General features: G+C 64.1%; 14 protein-coding genes. 3 read left to right on the plus strand and 11 right to left on the minus strand.

Going from position 1 to position 16224, the window contains the following annotated elements:
• Positions 1-36: 36 nt before the first annotated feature.
• The 6 genes from aroB to pilM all read right to left on the minus strand — a co-directional run bounded on the left by aroB (position 37) and on the right by pilM (position 6012).
• Entirely contained in the window at positions 37-1113 is a 1077-nt protein-coding gene (gene aroB / locus FQ755_RS03880; protein ID WP_144151173.1) for a 3-dehydroquinate synthase, read from the minus strand.
• Between the two features lie 7 nt (positions 1114-1120).
• A complete protein-coding gene (locus FQ755_RS03885; RefSeq protein ID WP_144151175.1) occupies positions 1121-1672 on the minus strand; it encodes a shikimate kinase in 552 nt (183 codons plus the stop codon).
• 95 nt (positions 1673-1767) lie between these two features.
• Positions 1768-3309, minus strand: coding sequence for a type IV pilus secretin PilQ (locus FQ755_RS03890; RefSeq protein ID WP_260858278.1), 1542 nt, complete (start codon positions 3307-3309; stop codon positions 1768-1770).
• Positions 3310-3422: 113 nt separating this feature from the next.
• On the minus strand, positions 3423-4346 hold the full coding sequence (locus FQ755_RS03895; protein ID WP_260858280.1) for a hypothetical protein: 924 nt from the start codon (positions 4344-4346) through the stop codon (positions 3423-3425).
• Positions 4343-5029 (minus strand): fimbrial assembly protein, encoded by a 687-nt coding sequence (locus FQ755_RS03900; protein ID WP_144151179.1) that lies wholly within the window; start codon positions 5027-5029, stop codon positions 4343-4345. The genes FQ755_RS03895 and FQ755_RS03900 overlap by 4 nt, the downstream gene beginning before the upstream one ends.
• Positions 5026-6012, minus strand: a complete 987-nt coding sequence (gene pilM, locus FQ755_RS03905) for a pilus assembly protein PilM (RefSeq protein ID WP_144151181.1) — start codon at positions 6010-6012, stop codon at positions 5026-5028. The genes FQ755_RS03900 and pilM overlap by 4 nt, the downstream gene beginning before the upstream one ends.
• Positions 6013-6298: 286 nt before the next feature.
• Here pilM and FQ755_RS03910 point away from each other — a divergent pair, with 286 nt between their 5' ends.
• Positions 6299-8713, plus strand: coding sequence for a penicillin-binding protein 1A (locus FQ755_RS03910; protein WP_144151183.1), 2415 nt, complete (start codon positions 6299-6301; stop codon positions 8711-8713).
• An 83-nt stretch (positions 8714-8796) separates the two neighbouring features.
• On the opposite strand, the gene cyaY is transcribed toward FQ755_RS03910, so the two are convergent.
• Positions 8797-9114: an iron donor protein CyaY gene (gene cyaY / locus FQ755_RS03915; RefSeq protein WP_144151184.1), complete on the minus strand. Its 318-nt coding sequence runs from the start codon at positions 9112-9114 to the stop codon at positions 8797-8799.
• Between the two features lie 35 nt (positions 9115-9149).
• Here cyaY and lptM point away from each other — a divergent pair, with 35 nt between their 5' ends.
• Both lptM and lysA read left to right on the plus strand, forming a co-directional pair.
• Positions 9150-9533 carry an LPS translocon maturation chaperone LptM gene (lptM, locus tag FQ755_RS03920; protein WP_186308412.1) on the plus strand — a complete coding sequence of 128 codons (384 nt, stop codon included), beginning with the start codon at positions 9150-9152 and terminating at the stop codon, positions 9531-9533.
• Positions 9534-9542: 9 nt separating this feature from the next.
• Positions 9543-10805 (plus strand): diaminopimelate decarboxylase, encoded by a 1263-nt coding sequence (gene lysA, locus FQ755_RS03925; RefSeq protein ID WP_144151186.1) that lies wholly within the window; start codon positions 9543-9545, stop codon positions 10803-10805.
• A gap of 6 nt (positions 10806-10811) precedes the next feature.
• Here lysA and msrQ read toward each other — a convergent pair whose 3' ends face one another.
• The 4 genes from msrQ to FQ755_RS03945 form a co-directional block, all read right to left on the minus strand.
• Entirely contained in the window at positions 10812-11510 is a 699-nt protein-coding gene (msrQ, locus tag FQ755_RS03930) for a protein-methionine-sulfoxide reductase heme-binding subunit MsrQ (protein WP_144151188.1), read from the minus strand.
• 12 nt (positions 11511-11522) lie between these two features.
• Entirely contained in the window at positions 11523-12518 is a 996-nt protein-coding gene (gene msrP, locus FQ755_RS03935) for a protein-methionine-sulfoxide reductase catalytic subunit MsrP (protein ID WP_144151190.1), read from the minus strand.
• Positions 12519-12682: 164 nt separating this feature from the next.
• Positions 12683-13897 carry a c-type cytochrome biogenesis protein CcsB gene (gene ccsB, locus FQ755_RS03940; RefSeq protein ID WP_144151191.1) on the minus strand — a complete coding sequence of 405 codons (1215 nt, stop codon included), beginning with the start codon at positions 13895-13897 and terminating at the stop codon, positions 12683-12685.
• 4 nt (positions 13898-13901) lie between these two features.
• Positions 13902-16109 carry a cytochrome c biogenesis protein ResB gene (locus tag FQ755_RS03945; RefSeq protein WP_144151193.1) on the minus strand — a complete coding sequence of 736 codons (2208 nt, stop codon included), beginning with the start codon at positions 16107-16109 and terminating at the stop codon, positions 13902-13904.
• Positions 16110-16224 lie beyond the last annotated feature (115 nt).

A 16224-nucleotide genomic window follows, 5' to 3' on the forward strand; every position in this document is an offset into this window, starting at 1 on the left:
TGATTTCGCGCGAAGCGAAGCCTTTTCTGCCTGCGCCTAAACGGCCGCCGCCAGCGTGGCGTGCACCGCGGCATCCGGCGCCGGGCCGATTAGCGTCTCACCGAAACGCTTCAGCAGAATGAATTTGATCTCACCCGCTTCGGCCTTCTTGTCGACCCGCATCAGGTCGACATACCTCGATTCGCCGAGAGCCGGCGCGCGAACCGGCAGATGCGCGGCCTTGATGACGTCGACGAGACGCCGGCGCGATGCTTCGTCGAGATGGCCGAGGCGCACCGACAAATCGGCCGCCATCACCATCCCGCAACCGACGGCCTCGCCATGCAGCCACTCACCGTAGCCGAGCCCGGCTTCGATGGCATGGCCGAACGTATGGCCGAAATTCAGAATCGCCCGCAGACCGCCTTCGCGTTCATCCGCCGCCACGACCGAGGCCTTGATCTCACACGAGCGCTTGACCGCCTCCGCGAGCGCCTGCGGCTCGCAGCCGTTCAACGCGTCGACATTCGCCTCGATCCACTCGAAAAAAGCCGCGTCCGCAATGGCGCCGGTCTTGATGACTTCGGCGACGCCCGCCGCCAGCTCACGCGCAGGCAGCGTGCGCAACGCGCCGATGTCCGCGATCACGGCTTGCGGCTGGTAGAACGCGCCGATCATGTTCTTGCCGAGCGGATGATTGATGCCGGTCTTGCCGCCCACCGACGAATCCACCTGCGAAAGCAGCGTGGTGGGCACCTGGATGAACGGCACGCCGCGCATGTAGCAGGCAGCGGCAAAGCCGGTCATGTCGCCAATCACCCCGCCGCCCAGCGCGATCAAGGTGGTCTTGCGGTCGGCCCGCGCGCCCAGCAGGGCGTCGAAGATCAGATTGAGCGTTTCCAGGTTCTTGTAGGCCTCGCCATCCGGCAGCACGACCGTGGACACCTGCTTGCCGAGCGGTGCGAGCGCCTCACGCAGCAGGTCGCCGTAAAGCGGGTCGACAGTGGTGTTGGTGACGACGGTCACGGACGAACCGGCGATATGCGGAGCAAACAGCGCCGTCTGGCCGATCAGGTCGGCGCCGATATGGATGGGATAGGCGCGGTCGCCCAGTTCGACTTTGACGGTAATCATGCTTGCATTATGACGCAGGATGTTTGGCGACGCCGGCCATCTCGAGCTGCATCAGCACCATGTTGACGAGGCCATTGACCGACGGCCGGCCGGTTTCGATGACGAAATGCGCGCACTCGCGATACAGCGGGTCGCGCACCTCGTAGAGTTCTTCCAGCCGCGCCTTCGGGTCTTCGGTTTGCAGCAGCGGGCGGTTTTTGTCGCGCCGCGTGCGCAGCCACAGATCGTGCGGATTGGCGCGCAAATACACCACCAGCCCGTTACTCTGCAGCGCGCGACGGTTTTCCGGCCGCAACACCGCGCCGCCGCCCGTGGCCAGCACGATGTTCTGCTGCAGGGTGAGATCGGTGATGACCTGCGACTCACGGTCGCGAAAGCCCGCTTCACCTTCCAGTTCGAAGATGACGGGGATGCGCGCCCCTGTGCGCGCCTCGATTTCGTGGTCGGAATCGAAGAACGGACGATCCAGCCGGCGCGCCACCGCGCGGCCCACGGTGGTTTTGCCTGCCCCCATGAGCCCTACAAAAAATACATTGGCGTGTGCGTCCCGCGCTTGCAACGGTGTCCTCTGGCTAATCCGGTATGGTTCGTGCCGCAGCTTACTGGCAAAGCGACTGCCTTGTCGAGCCTGCGGGCCGCGGCTGCGGCAGGCGCTCAATCCGTCTGCACGACGCGCGGCGTGATAAAAACGACCAGCTCGCTGCGCTGGTCACGATGCGCCCGGTGACGGAAAAGTGCGCCCAAAACGGGTATTTTGCCCAGAAGTGGCACCTGAGTCACATCATCCCTGTCATCCGTGGCGTAGATGCCGCCAATCGAGACGGTGCCGCCGTTCTCCACTTCGACCCGCGTCTGCACGTGCTTGGTGTTGATGGCGGGCCCCGCAGCGGTCTGCTCGCCGACGCTGTCCTTGGCGATATCGAGATCCAGCACCACCCGGCCGTCCGGCGTAATCTGCGGCTCGACCTCCAGTTTCAGGCTGGCGCGGCGAAACTGCACGCCGGAGACGCCCTGGCCCACTTTCGCCTGGTAAGGCAGTTCGGTACCCTGCTCGACGACCGCCTTCATCCGGTCTGCCGTCACCACGCGCGGGCTCGACACGGTTTCGCCATGTCCTTCGGTCTCCAGCGCGCTCAATTCTATATTGAGCAGCCGTGTCGCCTTGGCGGCGAACAGCGTAAGTCCGACGGTAGCGGCGTCGAACCCTGACAGCGGCCCAGCCGACAGGTCATAGACGGCGCCGTCCTTGCCGCCGCTCAAGCCGGTTGGGGTGCCGCCGTCCGCGCCCACCCCGGCAAGCGAGAGCCGCACGCCCAGATTGCGTGAAAAGCCCTGCTCCCCTTCGACGATGCGCGCTTCGATCAACACCTGGCGGGACGGCCGGTCGATCGACGTCAGCAGTTCGGCGATCTGCGCGAGGCGCGCGTCGAGATCGGTGACGAACAGCAGATTGGTGCGCGCGTCCGCCATCGCCGCACCGCGCTTTGACAGCACGCGCTGGGTCCCCGAGCCGGTCAACAGGCGCCGCACGTCTTCGGCGTGGGCGTAATGCAGCTCGAAGGTCCGGCTCGCGAGCGGTTCCAGGTCGGCCACCCGTGCATGCGCCTCGAAGCGCTGCCGCTCGCGCGCCGCCAGGTCCGCCTGCGGCGCGACCCAGATCACGTTGCCGTGGCGCTCCATGGCGAGACCGTTGACGTCGAGCAGGGTATCGAATGCCGTGCGCCACGACACCTTGTCGAGCCGCAACGACACCGTGCCGCGAACCCTGTCGCTGGCGACGATATTCAGCCCTGTGAACTGCGCGAACGCGTTCAGCACCGCGGGCAATTCCGCGCGCTGAAAATTCAGCGAGATAGGTTTGTCGGGCGCGAGGCCGTCGTCGATCGTGTGGCTCAGCGCGTCGCCCAGACGCTGCGCTGGGGCGAGCGGCACAGGCGAGCCTTCCAGCGCGCCGGTGGCTGTGCCGGTTTCTGTTTCAGCCTGCTGCGCACGCGCCCCTCGTGTTCGCGAGGCGGGAAGCGGAGCGCCTTCGAGCGGCGTACCGTCCAGGTCGTCGCTGGCCGCGCTCACCGGATTCACGGAGGGCGAAGTGTCGTCGGGCTCGTCGGGGAGCACGAAGGGATTGGGTATGTCGGCCGCCACGTTGCGCGGCAATGGCGGTGTGTCGTAGGGCGCGACCGTGTCGTCGGATGGCATGACCGCCGGAAGCGGCGGCAACGCCGCATGCGCCGCGCCCGCGACGAGAACAGCACCTCCGATTACGCACTGGACTCGCCGGATTCGCCGGATTAGTTTATTTCGCGCCGTCATCATGACGCCTCCGTCAGTGCAAGCGTGCGCGTGCCAAGGCGATTGGTCAGGGTGATGCTGATCGCGTCCATGCTCGTGACACGGTCGTTGCCCACCAGCTGTCCTCGCTCGACCGTCGCAGCGCCGTCAGCCGTTTCGAGCAGCGCAAGACCACGCGTGCGGTCGCGCAACACACCGGCGAGGCGCAACGAGCCTGCTTCCGACGCGTCGCCGTCGGCTTGCGCCTCGCGCAGGAAGGGGTCGTAGAACACCACGTCTTCATCGTCCGCCTCCATGTCTTCGTCAACGTAGAGATCGGGCGTGAGCGCCACTGGAACCAGCTCGGCAAACACATGCAGGGTCGCGCTCACCAGCAGTCCAGCCGCACCGCGCTTCACGGTGACGTCTTCAGGCACGACGAGCACCGGCAAGTCCGACAGGCCGCGCAGGAACACCATCAGGTGCAGGAAATCGGACTGTACGGTGAGATGCAGCGAGCGCACGACATCCGAGCCTGCGCCGCTTCCCATAGCCGGCGCGAGCGTGAGCAAAGTCACGCCGCTGCGCACTGCCAGCACCGACATTAAACGCACGTCGTCAGCCGGTGTCAGCGTGACCGCGCTTTGACCACTGGCGGTAGAGTGTGCCGCGGCATGGCGGCGTAACGCGGGCAACTGGGCGAGCGACTGCCGTGCCTGCGCAATCCGGCGTTGCGCTTCGGATTGCGCGGTGCGGCCTGCCTGCACACCGGCCAGGTCGGCGGCAATCCACGCGTTCGCGCCGGCAATGAACACCATCGCTGCGATCAGGCATCCGACCAGCAAACGGCGCCGCCCGCTCCACGCTTCGAGCGGCAAGCGCATGCGTTTCAACCACGCCGAGGCGGGCGCGGCCGGATCCACGGTCGTGGCCGTGACGCGTGGGGCAAACAGCGTGCGGCTCATCGTGCGCCTCGCGATTTGTCGGAGGCAGGCGGGCGCGCGCTCGCCGTTGCGCTCAACTGTCCCGCGTCCTTCGTCGCTTCGCCCCATTGCAACCTGGCGACGAACTCAACCGGGCCGCCGGCGACCGCCGAGGCGGCGCGTCCGACCTGCGCCAAAGGATGCAGGTCGGCCACTTCGGAACTTCTCACGCCGCGTATCGTGCTCAATTGCTTGAGCCAGAGCGAGGACGCGACGGGATCCGTGGAGGTGGCCAGCAGTTCCGTCTCGTGTGCATGCTGCTTCAACTGTTGCAGGACGACGCCGTCGGCGGGCACGCGGCTTAACATATCCAGAAGGTCGAGCAGACGCGTCAGAGGCTCGGTCAACACAACTGCGCGTGCGGCACGTTTGCCCTGCTCTTCAGCGTCGCGCCGCAGTCGCGCCTGCTCTGCGAGCGGTGCCGCGAGGCTCGCCAGTTCACGCTCGGTCGCCGCACGTTGCGCGTCGAGCCGCGTTCGCTCAAACGCCTGCCAGCCCACGATCGTCAGCACCGCGGCGCAGCCCACCAAAACCGCCGCCAGCCATTCGATCAGACAGCGCCGCCGCGCCAGGCGCGCATTGCGCTGACGATGAGGCAGCAGATTGAAGCCGCCGATCCAGACCGGTCGTCCGGCCGCGCTCATACGCGCATTCACCCCGCTCATTCCAATACCCCGCGCAAGGCGAGACCAAACGCGACCGCATACTTCGGTTCGTGCAGCAGGTCGATGGATAACGGGCGCGCGCAATCGCCGAGCGACGCGCATTCGAACGGCAGCACGCTGCAGCCCAGCACGTCGCCAAGATCCGCGACGCAGACGCCCACTCCGTCGAGCAGGTCGAGCTCTCCGCCCACTAACGCGTAGTCGAGCTCCGTCACGTTGCCGCGCGCCAGGTCGCGCAACGCATCCGCGAGATCGGCGTGCTCGGGCGCCGGATAGCGCACCTCGGCAATGATTGTCTCGTCTTCGATGCGCCAGCCGTAGACACCGTCCGCGCCGACCCAGACTGCCGCGTAGACGTCCTGGGGCTCGAGTTCAAGCATGGCTGAGTGACGCAGCGCGCGAAGTGCTACATGCGGCTCGCCGTCGATCGCCGTCAAGGTCACGCCGGCCCCGGCCGCGCATTCGATGCGCGCCTCCAGATGCTGACGGCCGGCCGCCGCAATCGTCACCGATCCCGCGCGGCGCGGCGAATGATCGACAAACCAGTCCACTGCCAGCGCGTGACGCTCGATGCCGGCAACCCGCTCCGCTTCGCTCAGGACTGCTGATTCAAGCTCGGCGTGCATAGCACCCCTGACCATCGCGACCTCGCCCGCAGCGCCGAAGCGCGCGAGCGGCAAGCTCGACATCAGCGTGGCCGAGCCCGGCAACGCCATCGCGCAACGCAGCGTGTGCGAGGCACAGGCGCGCGGCAGATCCGCGAACACTTCGCGCAAGGCCCGTGTCACGGCGGCACGATCCACGATCTCCACACCCGCCATCGCGCCGGCAGCGAGCGGCGCCGCCGCGAGGTGCTCGATGCGCATCTGCTCACCCATGCGCAAGCGCTGACTCAACACTGCGAGCCGCACCGCGTCGCGACTCACGTCGATTCCTGCAGCGAAACGCCGCACCTTCACGACTAACGTACTTTTCATCGCCATCCTGCCTCCCATTCAGACACATGCAAAACCGGCCGCTCACGCGACGAATCACTCGAACGCGAGAGCGCGGCACCGCCAAAATCCGGCGCTTTCTTCTGGGGACAATTGTGCGCAACAGCGGCGCCGCGCGATATTCGGCCGAATGGCTAACGTGAGGCTCACGGCTCCAAATGCGGCATCAAAGCGTCTACAGTTAAGTCATCCCCTGCACCACCATCCGCCGTAAGCGTGTCGAAAGCTAACGGCTCAGACGGCTATAATCGCGGGACTGTTTTTTGGTGTTCCTATGCAATCTTCGTCCCCTACTTCCCCGCCGCCCGCGCCGCCAAAGCGCAAACGCCCGTTGTGGCTCACGCTCGTTCTGGCGCTGGTAGGTCTGATGTTTGCCGGCGTCGCGTGCGCTGGACTCGTGCTCGGCTATGCGCTGGTGGTGGCCACGCCGAACCTGCCTTCGCTCGAGGCGCTCACCGACTACCGGCCGAAGGTGCCGTTGCGCATCTACACGGCGGATCACGTGCTGATCGGTGAATTCGGTGAAGAACGGCGTGACGTCGTGCACATTCAGGACGTGCCCGACAGCCTGAAGAAGGCCGTGCTCGCGATTGAAGACGCGCGCTTTTACGATCACGGCGGCGTCGACCTGACGGGCATTGCGCGCGCCGGTTTCGTCGCGCTGACCAATGGCCACGCCACGCAAGGCGCCAGCACGATCACCATGCAGGTGGCGAGAAACTTCTTTCTATCGAGCGAAAAAACCTACACGCGCAAGATCTACGAGATGTTGCTGGCGTACAAAATCGAGTCGAAGCTGACGAAAGATCAGATTCTCGAGGTGTACATGAATCAGATTTATCTCGGCCAGCGCGCCTATGGTTTCGCGAGCGCGGCGCGGGTGTATTTCGGCAAGGATATGAAGGACCTCACGCTCGCCGAATCCGCGATGCTCGCGGGTCTGCCCAAGGCGCCGTCAGCATATAACCCGGTCGTCAATCCGAAGCGCGCCAAGGTTCGTCAGGAGTACATCCTGACGCGCATGCTTGAATTGCACTACATCACCCAGGAACAGTACGACGAGGCAAGCCGTCAACCGCTCGCCGTCAAGGGAGCCGGCAAGGAATACAGCGTGCACGCTGAGTACATCGCGGAAATGGTGCGGCAGATGATGTACGCGCAGTTTCACGAAGAGGCGTACACGCGCGGGCTCAATGTCGTCACCACGATCGACTCCGCCGACCAGGACGTGGCGTATCACGCGCTGCGTAAAGGTCTGATGGACTACGAACGGCGTCACGGCTATCGCGGCCCGGAAGCATTCATCGATCTGCCCGCGGACGCGGACGAGCGCGAGCAGGCAATCGACGACGCCTTGCTCGAACACCCGGACAACGGCGAGATCATCGCGGCGGTGGTGACCAGCGCCAATCCGAAGCAGATCCAGGCAACGCTTGCCGACGGCAACGTGGCGACACTGCAAGGCGACGGCCTGCGTTTCGCCGCGTTTGCGCTCAGCCCGCGCGCGCAGCCGAATCAGCGCCTCCGTCCGGGCGCGATCATTCGTGTCGTCAGGGATGACGACGGCAACTGGTCGATCACGCAGTTGCCGCAAGTGGAAGGCGCCTTTGTCTCCGTGGTGCCGCAAGACGGCGCGATTCGCGCGCTGGTGGGCGGCTTCGATTTCAACAAGAACAAATTCAATCACGTCACCCAGGCATGGCGGCAACCGGGCTCCAGCTTCAAGCCGTTTATCTATTCGGCGTCGCTGGAAAAAGGCTTGGGGCCGGCTACGGTGATCAACGACGCGCCACTGTTTTTCACCGCTGCCGAAACGGGCGGCCAGGCGTGGGAGCCGAAAAATTACGGCGGCGGTTTCGACGGCCCCATGACGATGCGCACCGCGCTGCAGAAATCGAAGAACCTCGTGTCGATCCGTATCCTCAACCAGATCGGCCCGAAGTACGCGCAGGGCTACATCACACGCTTCGGTTTCGACGCGGATCGCCACCCGGCCTATCTGCCGATGGCGCTCGGCGCCGGACTCGTCACGCCGCTGCAGATGGCCGGCGGTTTCTCGGTATTCGCCAACGGCGGCTATCGGATCAACCCGTACCTGATCGCCGAGGTCACCGACCAACGCGGCAGCGTGGTGGCGCAAGCGCAGCCGCTCGTCGCCGGACAGAGCGCGCCGCACGCCATCGACGTGCGCAATGCCTATGTGATGAACAGCCTGTTGCAAAGCGTCGCGCAACGCGGCACCGGCGCAAAAAGCAATGTCCTGAAGCGCACCGACCTGGGCGGTAAGACGGGTACCACCAATGATTCACGCGACGCGTGGTTCGCGGGCTACCAGCACACGCTCACCGCTATCGCGTGGATCGGTTATGACAATCCGCGCAGTCTCGGCGACAAGGAGACCGGCGGCGGTCTCGCCTTGCCGGTGTGGATCGACTATATGGCGAAGGCACTGAAAGGCGTGCCGGAGTACAGGATGCCCATGCCGGCCGGCATCGTCATGCTCGGCGATGAACCGTATTTCGATAACTTCACGCCGGGCAACGGCTTCATCGCAACGGTGGGTGTGAGCCAGGCCGATCTCGACGCCGAAGCGAGCGATGCGGCCTCCGGTGCGGAGCAGGCGCCGGCTCCGCAACAGGTCGGCGATCAGGAGAAGCAGGACATCATGAATCTGTTCCGCGGGCATTAGTCCGCGGCGGCGTCACGCACTTTTACCGCGAGTCAGACAGCCACGGCGTCCGGGCATTGGAAGCCCGACGCCCGGCCAGCCGCTCAGGCTTCGAAATGAACCGGCTCGCCCGCCTGCTGCGTCGCATAGTCGGACAATGCGGCGAAAAACTCGGTGCCGTTGCGGGTGTCGCGCCATGCGTCGTCGACGAAACGGAAATGGAAACCACCGGCTTTGGCGGCGATCCAGATCTCGCGCATCGGCGGCTGCAGATTGACGATGATCTTCGAGCCGTTCTCGAATTCGAGCGTCAGAACATTGCCGCTGCGTTCGAATTCGACATCGGCTTCAATATCGTCGAGCGTGCGTTCGATGGCCGCGAGTGCGGCCTCGGCGCGGGTCAGGTATTCGCTATCGGACATGCTAAACTCCAACGATCATTTTTTCAGGGACAGTCATGCGAGTCGTTTCTCGGATGCGGGCAATGGCGCCGGACTTCGGGCAGCCTCGCGCAGCGGCGCACGGCTTCAGGCAGCCCCGCGCGATTGTAGCCGCTTTGGTCATTGTCGCAGGTTGCGCGCTGGGCGGCTGCGGGCAGCGCGGCGCGCTCTACATGCCGACCGTGCCGCCGCTGCCGGCCAAACCCACCGACGAAACCCTGGCGCCGTCGCCCGATACGGCCAATCCGGCAGTAAAACCGGATTCCCAGGCCGTCTCCGGCAGCGTGCCCGACACATCCGGCACGCCTTTATCGCTGTCGCCGGAAACCGAACTCCATGCTGCACCCGACTCCGCTGCATCGGCACCGCAACTGCCGGCCTCCGACAGCACCGCTCAATAAGACTTTCGCATGACTCGATCCGCATTTGCCCATGTCGACGGCGTTTTGCACGCTGAAGGCGTGTCCGCCGTCTCGCTCGCCGAACAGTTCGGCACGCCGCTGTACGTCTACTCGCGCGCCGCCTTGACCGACGCCTGGCAAGCCTACGCCGGCGCCTGCGCGGGCCGGCGCGCCACCGTCCACGCGGCCGTCAAGGCGAACAGCAATCTGGCGGTGCTGAACGTATTCGCGCGGCTCGGCGCGAGCTTCGATATCGTCTCGGCCGGCGAACTGGCGCGTGTGCTGGCTGCCGGCGGCAAGGCTGAAAACACGGTGTTTTCCGGCGTCGGCAAGAGCGTCGCGGAAATGCGCGAGGCGCTCGAAGCGGGCGTGAAGTGCTTCAATGTCGAATCGATTCCCGAGCTCGATCGTCTGAATGCCGTGGCCGCTTCGGTGGGCAAGACGGCGCCGGTGTCGTTGCGCGTCAATCCCGACGTCGATGCGAAAACGCATCCATATATCTCCACTGGCCTGAAGTCGAACAAGTTCGGCATCGCCTTCGACGAGGCGCGCGCCGCCTATCGTGCAGCCGCCGCCATGACGCATCTGCGCGTGGTGGGAATCGACTGCCATATCGGCTCGCAGATCACCGAAATCGAGCCGTATCTCGACGCCGTGGACAAGCTGCTCGAACTGGTCACGCAGATCGAAACGGACGGTGTGACGATTCACCATGTCGACGTCGGCGGTGGCCTCGGCATTACTTACGACGACGAAACGCCACCGGACATCGGCGAGTTCGTGCGCACGGTGCTCGATCGGATCGAATCGCGCGGTCACGGCCATCGTGAAGTGTATTTCGAGCCGGGCCGCTCGCTGGTCGGCAACGCCGGCATTCTGCTGACGCGCGTCGAGTATCTGAAGCCCGGCGCGGAAAAGAATTTCGCCATCGTCGACGCGGCCATGAACGATCTCGCGCGTCCGGCCATGTATCAGGCGTATCACGGCATCGAACCGGTCGTGCAGCGCGATGTCCCGTCGCACGTCTACGACGTGGTGGGTCCGGTCTGCGAAAGCGGCGACTGGCTCGGCCGCGAACGGCTGCTGGCAATCGAGCCGGGCGACCTGCTCGCCGTGCGCTCGGCCGGCGCATACGGCTTCGTGATGAGTTCGAATTACAACACGCGTGGCCGCGCGGCCGAAGTCATGGTCGACGGCGACAAGGCGTATGTGGTCCGCGCGCGCGAAGAGGTCAGGCAGTTGTTCGCCGGAGAAACGATTCTGCCGGCCTAAGCGAGGTCAACGCCTCCTGTCGCGCAACCACAGCAGCACCCGCCATCCCAGTAACACCACCATGATCGCGCCGTAGATCTTCGGCAAAAGCAGGTCGTGCTTGCCGGACTTCATCCACCAGAAGTGCAGGATCGCGAGCACGCCGGCGGCGTAGATCGCACGGTGCAGCGTCTGCCAGCGGCGTCCCAGTTTCCTCACCATTGCGCGCGGCGAGGTGACGGCCAGCGCAATCAGCAGCACGAATGCCGCGAAGCCCACCATGATGAACGGGCGCTTGCCGATATCCTTCAGAATCGCCGCGACATCGAACCACTTGTCGAACCACAGATAAGTCGTGAAATGCAGCGCGGCATAGAAGAAGGCGTACAGGCCGAGCATGCGCCGGAACCGCACCAGCGCGCTCACGCCCGTCAGCCGGCGCAGCGGCGTCACGGCGAGCGTGATGCACAGGAATACGAGCGTCCACAGCCCCGTTGAGCGCGTGATGAATTCGATCGGATTGGCGCCGAGCCGGTCGGTCAAACCGAACAACACGATGCGCGCGAGCGGATATAACGCCGCCACGAACGCGGCGACCTTCGCCGGCACCACCCAGCGGGCGCCCGCCGCCACGGGGCGCTTCACAGCGGAAGGCGGCTGCGGCTGCGGCTGCGGCTGCGCGCCAGGTTTAGCCGCAGTTTGCGTCGTCGTTTCGGAAGATGCCATCACCTTTCCCGCTCAGAAATTCTTCTTCAGGTCCATGCCCTGGTACAGCGAGGCAACCTGATCGCCGTAGCCGTTGAACATCAACGTCTTGCGCTTGGGCGTGAAAAAGCCGTCTTCACCGATGCGCCGCTCCGTGGCCTGGCTCCAGCGCGGGTGATCGACATTCGGATTCACGTTCGAGTAAAAGCCGTATTCGGTTGGCGCGTAGACATTCCAACTGGTGGCCGGCTGCTTGTCGACAAAACGGATCTTCACCAGCGATTTGCCGCTCTTGAAGCCGTATTTCCACGGCACGATGATCCGCAGCGGCGCGCCGTTCTGATTGCGCAGCACTTCGCCGTACATGCCGACCGTCAGCAGCGTCAGCGGATTCATCGCCTCATCCATGCGCAGTCCTTCGGAATACGGCCAGTCCAGAATTGGCGTGGACAGACCCGGCATCTGCGACGGATCGGCCAGCGTGATGAACTGCACGTATTTGGCATTGCCAGTGGGCTGCGCGCGCTTGATCAGCTCCGATAGCGGAAAGCCGATCCACGGCATCACCATCGACCACCCTTCGACGCAGCGGTGCCGGTAGACGCGCTCTTCGAGCGGCGCCATCTTCAGCAGATCGTCGAGGTCGTACACCTTGGCGTTCTTCACCTCGCCTTCGACACTCACCCGCCACGGACGCGGCCGCAATGTGCCGGCGTTTTGCGCGGGGTCGCTCTTGTCGGTGCCGAATTCGTAGAAGTTGTTGTAGGTGGTTATGTCCTTGTAAGGTGATACCTTGTCCTGCGCAACGAACTTCGGATTGGTCTTCGCCGCCAGCTTCGGCCCCTTGGCATCCGGGGAGGTGTACATGGCATACGCCTCGCCGCTCGTGCCCATCAGACTGCCCACCGCCAGCGCGCCGGCCGCCCGCAGCACGCGCCGCCGGTTCTCGTACACGATTTGCGGCGTGATTTCGCTACGGGCGATGTCGTCGCCCTGCAATGCAATTCGCTCGCTCCGCTTGATCCACATAGTGCTGCTCCTGGTGGCCCGAGGGCCGCTTCAATAATCGTTCGACTGCTGATTCCGGGTCCTGTTCTAACGAACACCCTGGGAGCACAGATATTCCCGCGCCAAAGAAAAAACCGCCGGTGCGGAGCACACGGCGGTTCTTGGTCGGTCTGGAACGGCGAATATTACAGCTTGCCGTAGCTATGCAGCCCGGAGAGGAACATATTGACGCCAAGGAACGCGAAGGTCGTCACCAGCAGGCCGGTCAGCGCCCACCAGGCGGCGACGGCGCCGCGCAGGCCCTTCATGAGCCGCATGTGCAGCCAGGCCGCATAGTTCAGCCAGACGATCAGCGCCCACGTTTCCTTCGGATCCCAGCTCCAGTAGCCGCCCCAGGCCTGAGCCGCCCACAGCGCGCCGAGGATCGTGGCAATCGTGAAGAACGCGAAACCGACCGCGATCGACTTGTACATCAGGTCGTCGAGCACGTCGAGCGGCGGCAGGCGGTCGGCCAACATGCCGTGTTCCTTGACGAGATACGCCACGCCGACCATCGCCGACAGCGCAAAACTGCCGTAGCCGATGAAATTGGCCGGCACGTGGATCTTCATCCACCAGCTTTGCAGCGCCGGCACGAGCGGCTGGATCTGCTGGGCGTCGCGCGAAATCGAGTACCACATCAGGAAGCCGACCGCGGCGCTGATCACCAGCAGCACGAACGCGCCAAGCGCGCGGGTATTGTAGTGCCGCTCGTAGTACAGGTAGAACAGCGCGGTGATCAGGCTGAACAGCACGAATACTTCGTACAGGTTCGAGATGGGGATATGACCGACGTCCGCGCCGATCAGATACGACTCGTACCAGCGCACCATCAGGCCGACGAAGCCCATCAGCACGGCGGCCCAGGTCATCTTCGAACCGATTGCGGCGCCGGTGGGCGAGCGCGACAGCAGGCCGATCCAGTAGAACAGCGTGGCCAGCACGAACAGCGCGCTCATCCATAAGATAGCGGACTGGCTCGACAGGAAGTATTTGAGGAAGAACGCGCTATCGGCCCGCGCCAGGTCGCCCTGATAGACCTGGATGGCGAACAGCGACAGCACCGCGATACCCGCGATCAGCAGCCGCACCGGTTTCCAGCGCCAGCCGAGCGTGACAAAAACCGGCACCGCGCACACCAGCACCAGCTTGTCGTAGTAATTCATGAACGGGTGATAGCGCGACAGCGCGAAACCCACGCCCGCGACCATCGCCAGCGCGAACAGCCAGTCGAATGCACCGAGGCGCTTGAAGAACGGCCGCTCGTCGAACAGCGCGGGCTGCGGCTCCGGCTGGCTTGCCGCGTTCTTGGCCGGCGCGTTGCTGCGCGAGGGGGAAGAGGAAACCTGAGTCAAGTCCATGATCTTACCGGGTCGAATCCTGTGAGCCTACGGACGATCCGGCACCGGGGGTGCCGGCCTGGTCGGTTGCATCGCTGGGCCTGGCGCCCAGCGTAGCGCCGACGGTATCGCGCGTCTGGGCAAACTCCTTGTCGAAGTCGAACGTCTTGCGCGCGCTCGACATCGCCATCACGACGTTCGTACCGTGCCCGGTATCCTTGATCCAGAACCACAGACGCCGTTCACGGACGTAGAACATCGAGAAGATGCCCAATACGAGGAGCAGGCTGCCAAGATACACGACTTTTTTGCCCGGCGCGCGCGTCAACTGAAATACCGAAGCCTGCACCTGCCTAAATGAGTCGAGTTGTAAATAAACCGGCGAACCATACAAAAAACTGTCGGAAATCGCGTTGATCGAGCTCTGGATGAACCGGCTGGTCTCCGCCGACGGCGTCATGTCCGGCTCGCCGGCCTGCTCACGGGCCAGTTGCCACAGATCCCACGTCGAGCCTTCGAGCATGCGCAGCAGCAGCGAAGCGGCCTTTTCCTGCTCGGGCTTGGGCACCGAATGGTCGATAAACGCCGCGATGGCCTGGAAGCCGCCAATGTTCTGGTCGCCCTGCACGACGCCGACGCTATTGTCCGCGCCCGCAAAGAGGGTCAGGACGCGCAACGCGCTTTCTTCCAGATGCTGCTGGAGATCCGCATTGGAAGACGGCACCGAGCGCTGCGCGAAACGGTGTGCCGCAGCGGCGCGCATGGCCGGATTTTCGAGCACGGCGCGTAGGTTCATCCATTCCTTGACGGTGCCGCCCTGGTCGGCGGGAATGCGCAGGTAGCGGAACGGGTCGTCCGGATTGACGCGCATGCCGGCGAGGAACATCTTCTCGCCGCTGACGTCGACCGGCAGCATGTAGTTGTTGTACTCGCGCGCCTGGCCGTCCTTGCCGCGCACCTTGTACTGCACCGACGGGCCGACGTTATGCAGATCCAGCGGCTTCGAGGTCTTGGCGCCCGAGCCGAGCCGTTCGTCGAAGGCTTCCTTGAGCGTCTGATGCGCGACACCGCGCGCGTCGTTGGCGCCGCTGCCGTTCGAGACGTTTTCGACGTTGATGGCGCGGAAATCGGCGAATTCGATGGTCTGGCCGTCCGCGCCCGGCACGGCGTTGCCGAGCGGCGCCGAATTGCCGATCGTGCCGCCGAACGGCGCGGACTTCGCGGTGTTACCCGTCATCGGATACGCGGTCATCTGCATCTGCGAGCCGCCGTCCTGGAAGCTCGACTGGTAGATCGACACGCCGTCGTACTCGAACGGCTTGTTCACTTCGACCCGCGCCGGGGTCTTCGCGCCGGTCTTGTGATCGATCACGACGATGTCGCTCGCGAACAGCTTCGGCATGCCCGTTGAGTAATAGTCGACGATGAACTTGTTCAGCTGGATCGAGAACGGCAGGTCCTGGATCAGCGAACCGTTCGGCTGGTTCAGGATCGCCGTCGACACATGCTCGCCTTCCGGCACCCACGCGTAACCGCGGAAGGTCGGATTCGATTCGGACAGACGATGCTCGGGCGCAATGTCGTTGATCACCGAATTGCTGTTGATGGGCGTCTTGTTGAACATCCACATCTGCAGCTTGATGGGCAGATTGCTGTCGAGCAGGCCGCCGAGGCAAATGATGACAATTGCCAAATGGGCGGAGATATAACCCAGCTTGGTGAGCGCGCCGCGCTTGGCGGCGATCAGCGTGGCGCCGTCCGACTCGCGCGTCACGAATTTGTAGCCGAGCCGGCCCGAGAGTTTCGCCAGCGTCGCCGTAGTCTCGGCGCGCGTGCCGCTCACCTCGAACTCGCCCTTGTGGTGAAACGCGCGCAGGCTCGATTCGCGGACCTTGTCCTTCCAGCTCTTCATGTCGGCGACCATCTTGGGCGCATTGCGGATCACGCACAGCGACACCGAGACCATCAGAAAGCCGAGGATCAGCATGAACCACCACGAGCTGTACACGGTGTACAGGCTCAGCGAGCGGAAGATGTCCGCCCAGAACGGCCCGAACTGATTGACGTAATTGGGATACGGATCGTCCTGCGTGAGGACGGTGCCGATGATGCTGGCGATCGACAAAATCACGAGCAACGAGATGGCAAACCGCATCGAACTCAGCAGCTCGATGGCCCGGCGCATGGGTTGCTGGCCAGACTTGACTTCAATACCCGACGTGGTGACGCTCATTCACACTCCGACAGAACAGCAAAAAAGGGTGAAAGGCCGCCGCTGACGCACGAAGCGCACGACGCCATCACCCTTTTCTTGTTTTTCACCGGCCTCGCTGGACCGGTTGCATTTG

It is taken from the genome of Paraburkholderia sp. BCC1885 (assembly GCF_900996235.1).
Classification (GTDB): Bacteria; Pseudomonadota; Gammaproteobacteria; order Burkholderiales; family Burkholderiaceae; genus Paraburkholderia.

Bases quoted from the DNA above. Each gene is read 5' to 3' on its own strand.
- aroB (WP_144151173.1), bottom strand. From the start codon at position 1,113: ATGATTACCGTCAAAGTCGAACTGGGCGACCGCGCCTATCCCATCCAT.
- msrQ (WP_144151188.1), bottom strand. From the start codon at position 11,510: ATGGCATCTTCCGAAACGACGACGCAAACTGCGGCTAAACCTGGCGCG.
- lptM (WP_186308412.1), top strand. From the start codon at position 9,150: ATGCGAGTCGTTTCTCGGATGCGGGCAATGGCGCCGGACTTCGGGCAG.
- ccsB (WP_144151191.1), bottom strand. From the start codon at position 13,897: ATGGACTTGACTCAGGTTTCCTCTTCCCCCTCGCGCAGCAACGCGCCG.
- FQ755_RS03900 (WP_144151179.1), bottom strand. From the start codon at position 5,029: ATGAGCGGGGTGAATGCGCGTATGAGCGCGGCCGGACGACCGGTCTGG.
- FQ755_RS03890 (WP_260858278.1), bottom strand. From the start codon at position 3,309: ATGCCATCCGACGACACGGTCGCGCCCTACGACACACCGCCATTGCCG.
- lysA (WP_144151186.1), top strand. From the start codon at position 9,543: ATGACTCGATCCGCATTTGCCCATGTCGACGGCGTTTTGCACGCTGAA.
- FQ755_RS03945 (WP_144151193.1), bottom strand. From the start codon at position 16,109: ATGAGCGTCACCACGTCGGGTATTGAAGTCAAGTCTGGCCAGCAACCC.
- msrP (WP_144151190.1), bottom strand. From the start codon at position 12,518: ATGTGGATCAAGCGGAGCGAGCGAATTGCATTGCAGGGCGACGACATC.
- FQ755_RS03895 (WP_260858280.1), bottom strand. From the start codon at position 4,346: ATGAGCCGCACGCTGTTTGCCCCACGCGTCACGGCCACGACCGTGGAT.
- pilM (WP_144151181.1), bottom strand. From the start codon at position 6,012: ATGGCGATGAAAAGTACGTTAGTCGTGAAGGTGCGGCGTTTCGCTGCA.
- cyaY (WP_144151184.1), bottom strand. From the start codon at position 9,114: ATGTCCGATAGCGAATACCTGACCCGCGCCGAGGCCGCACTCGCGGCC.
- FQ755_RS03910 (WP_144151183.1), top strand. From the start codon at position 6,299: ATGCAATCTTCGTCCCCTACTTCCCCGCCGCCCGCGCCGCCAAAGCGC.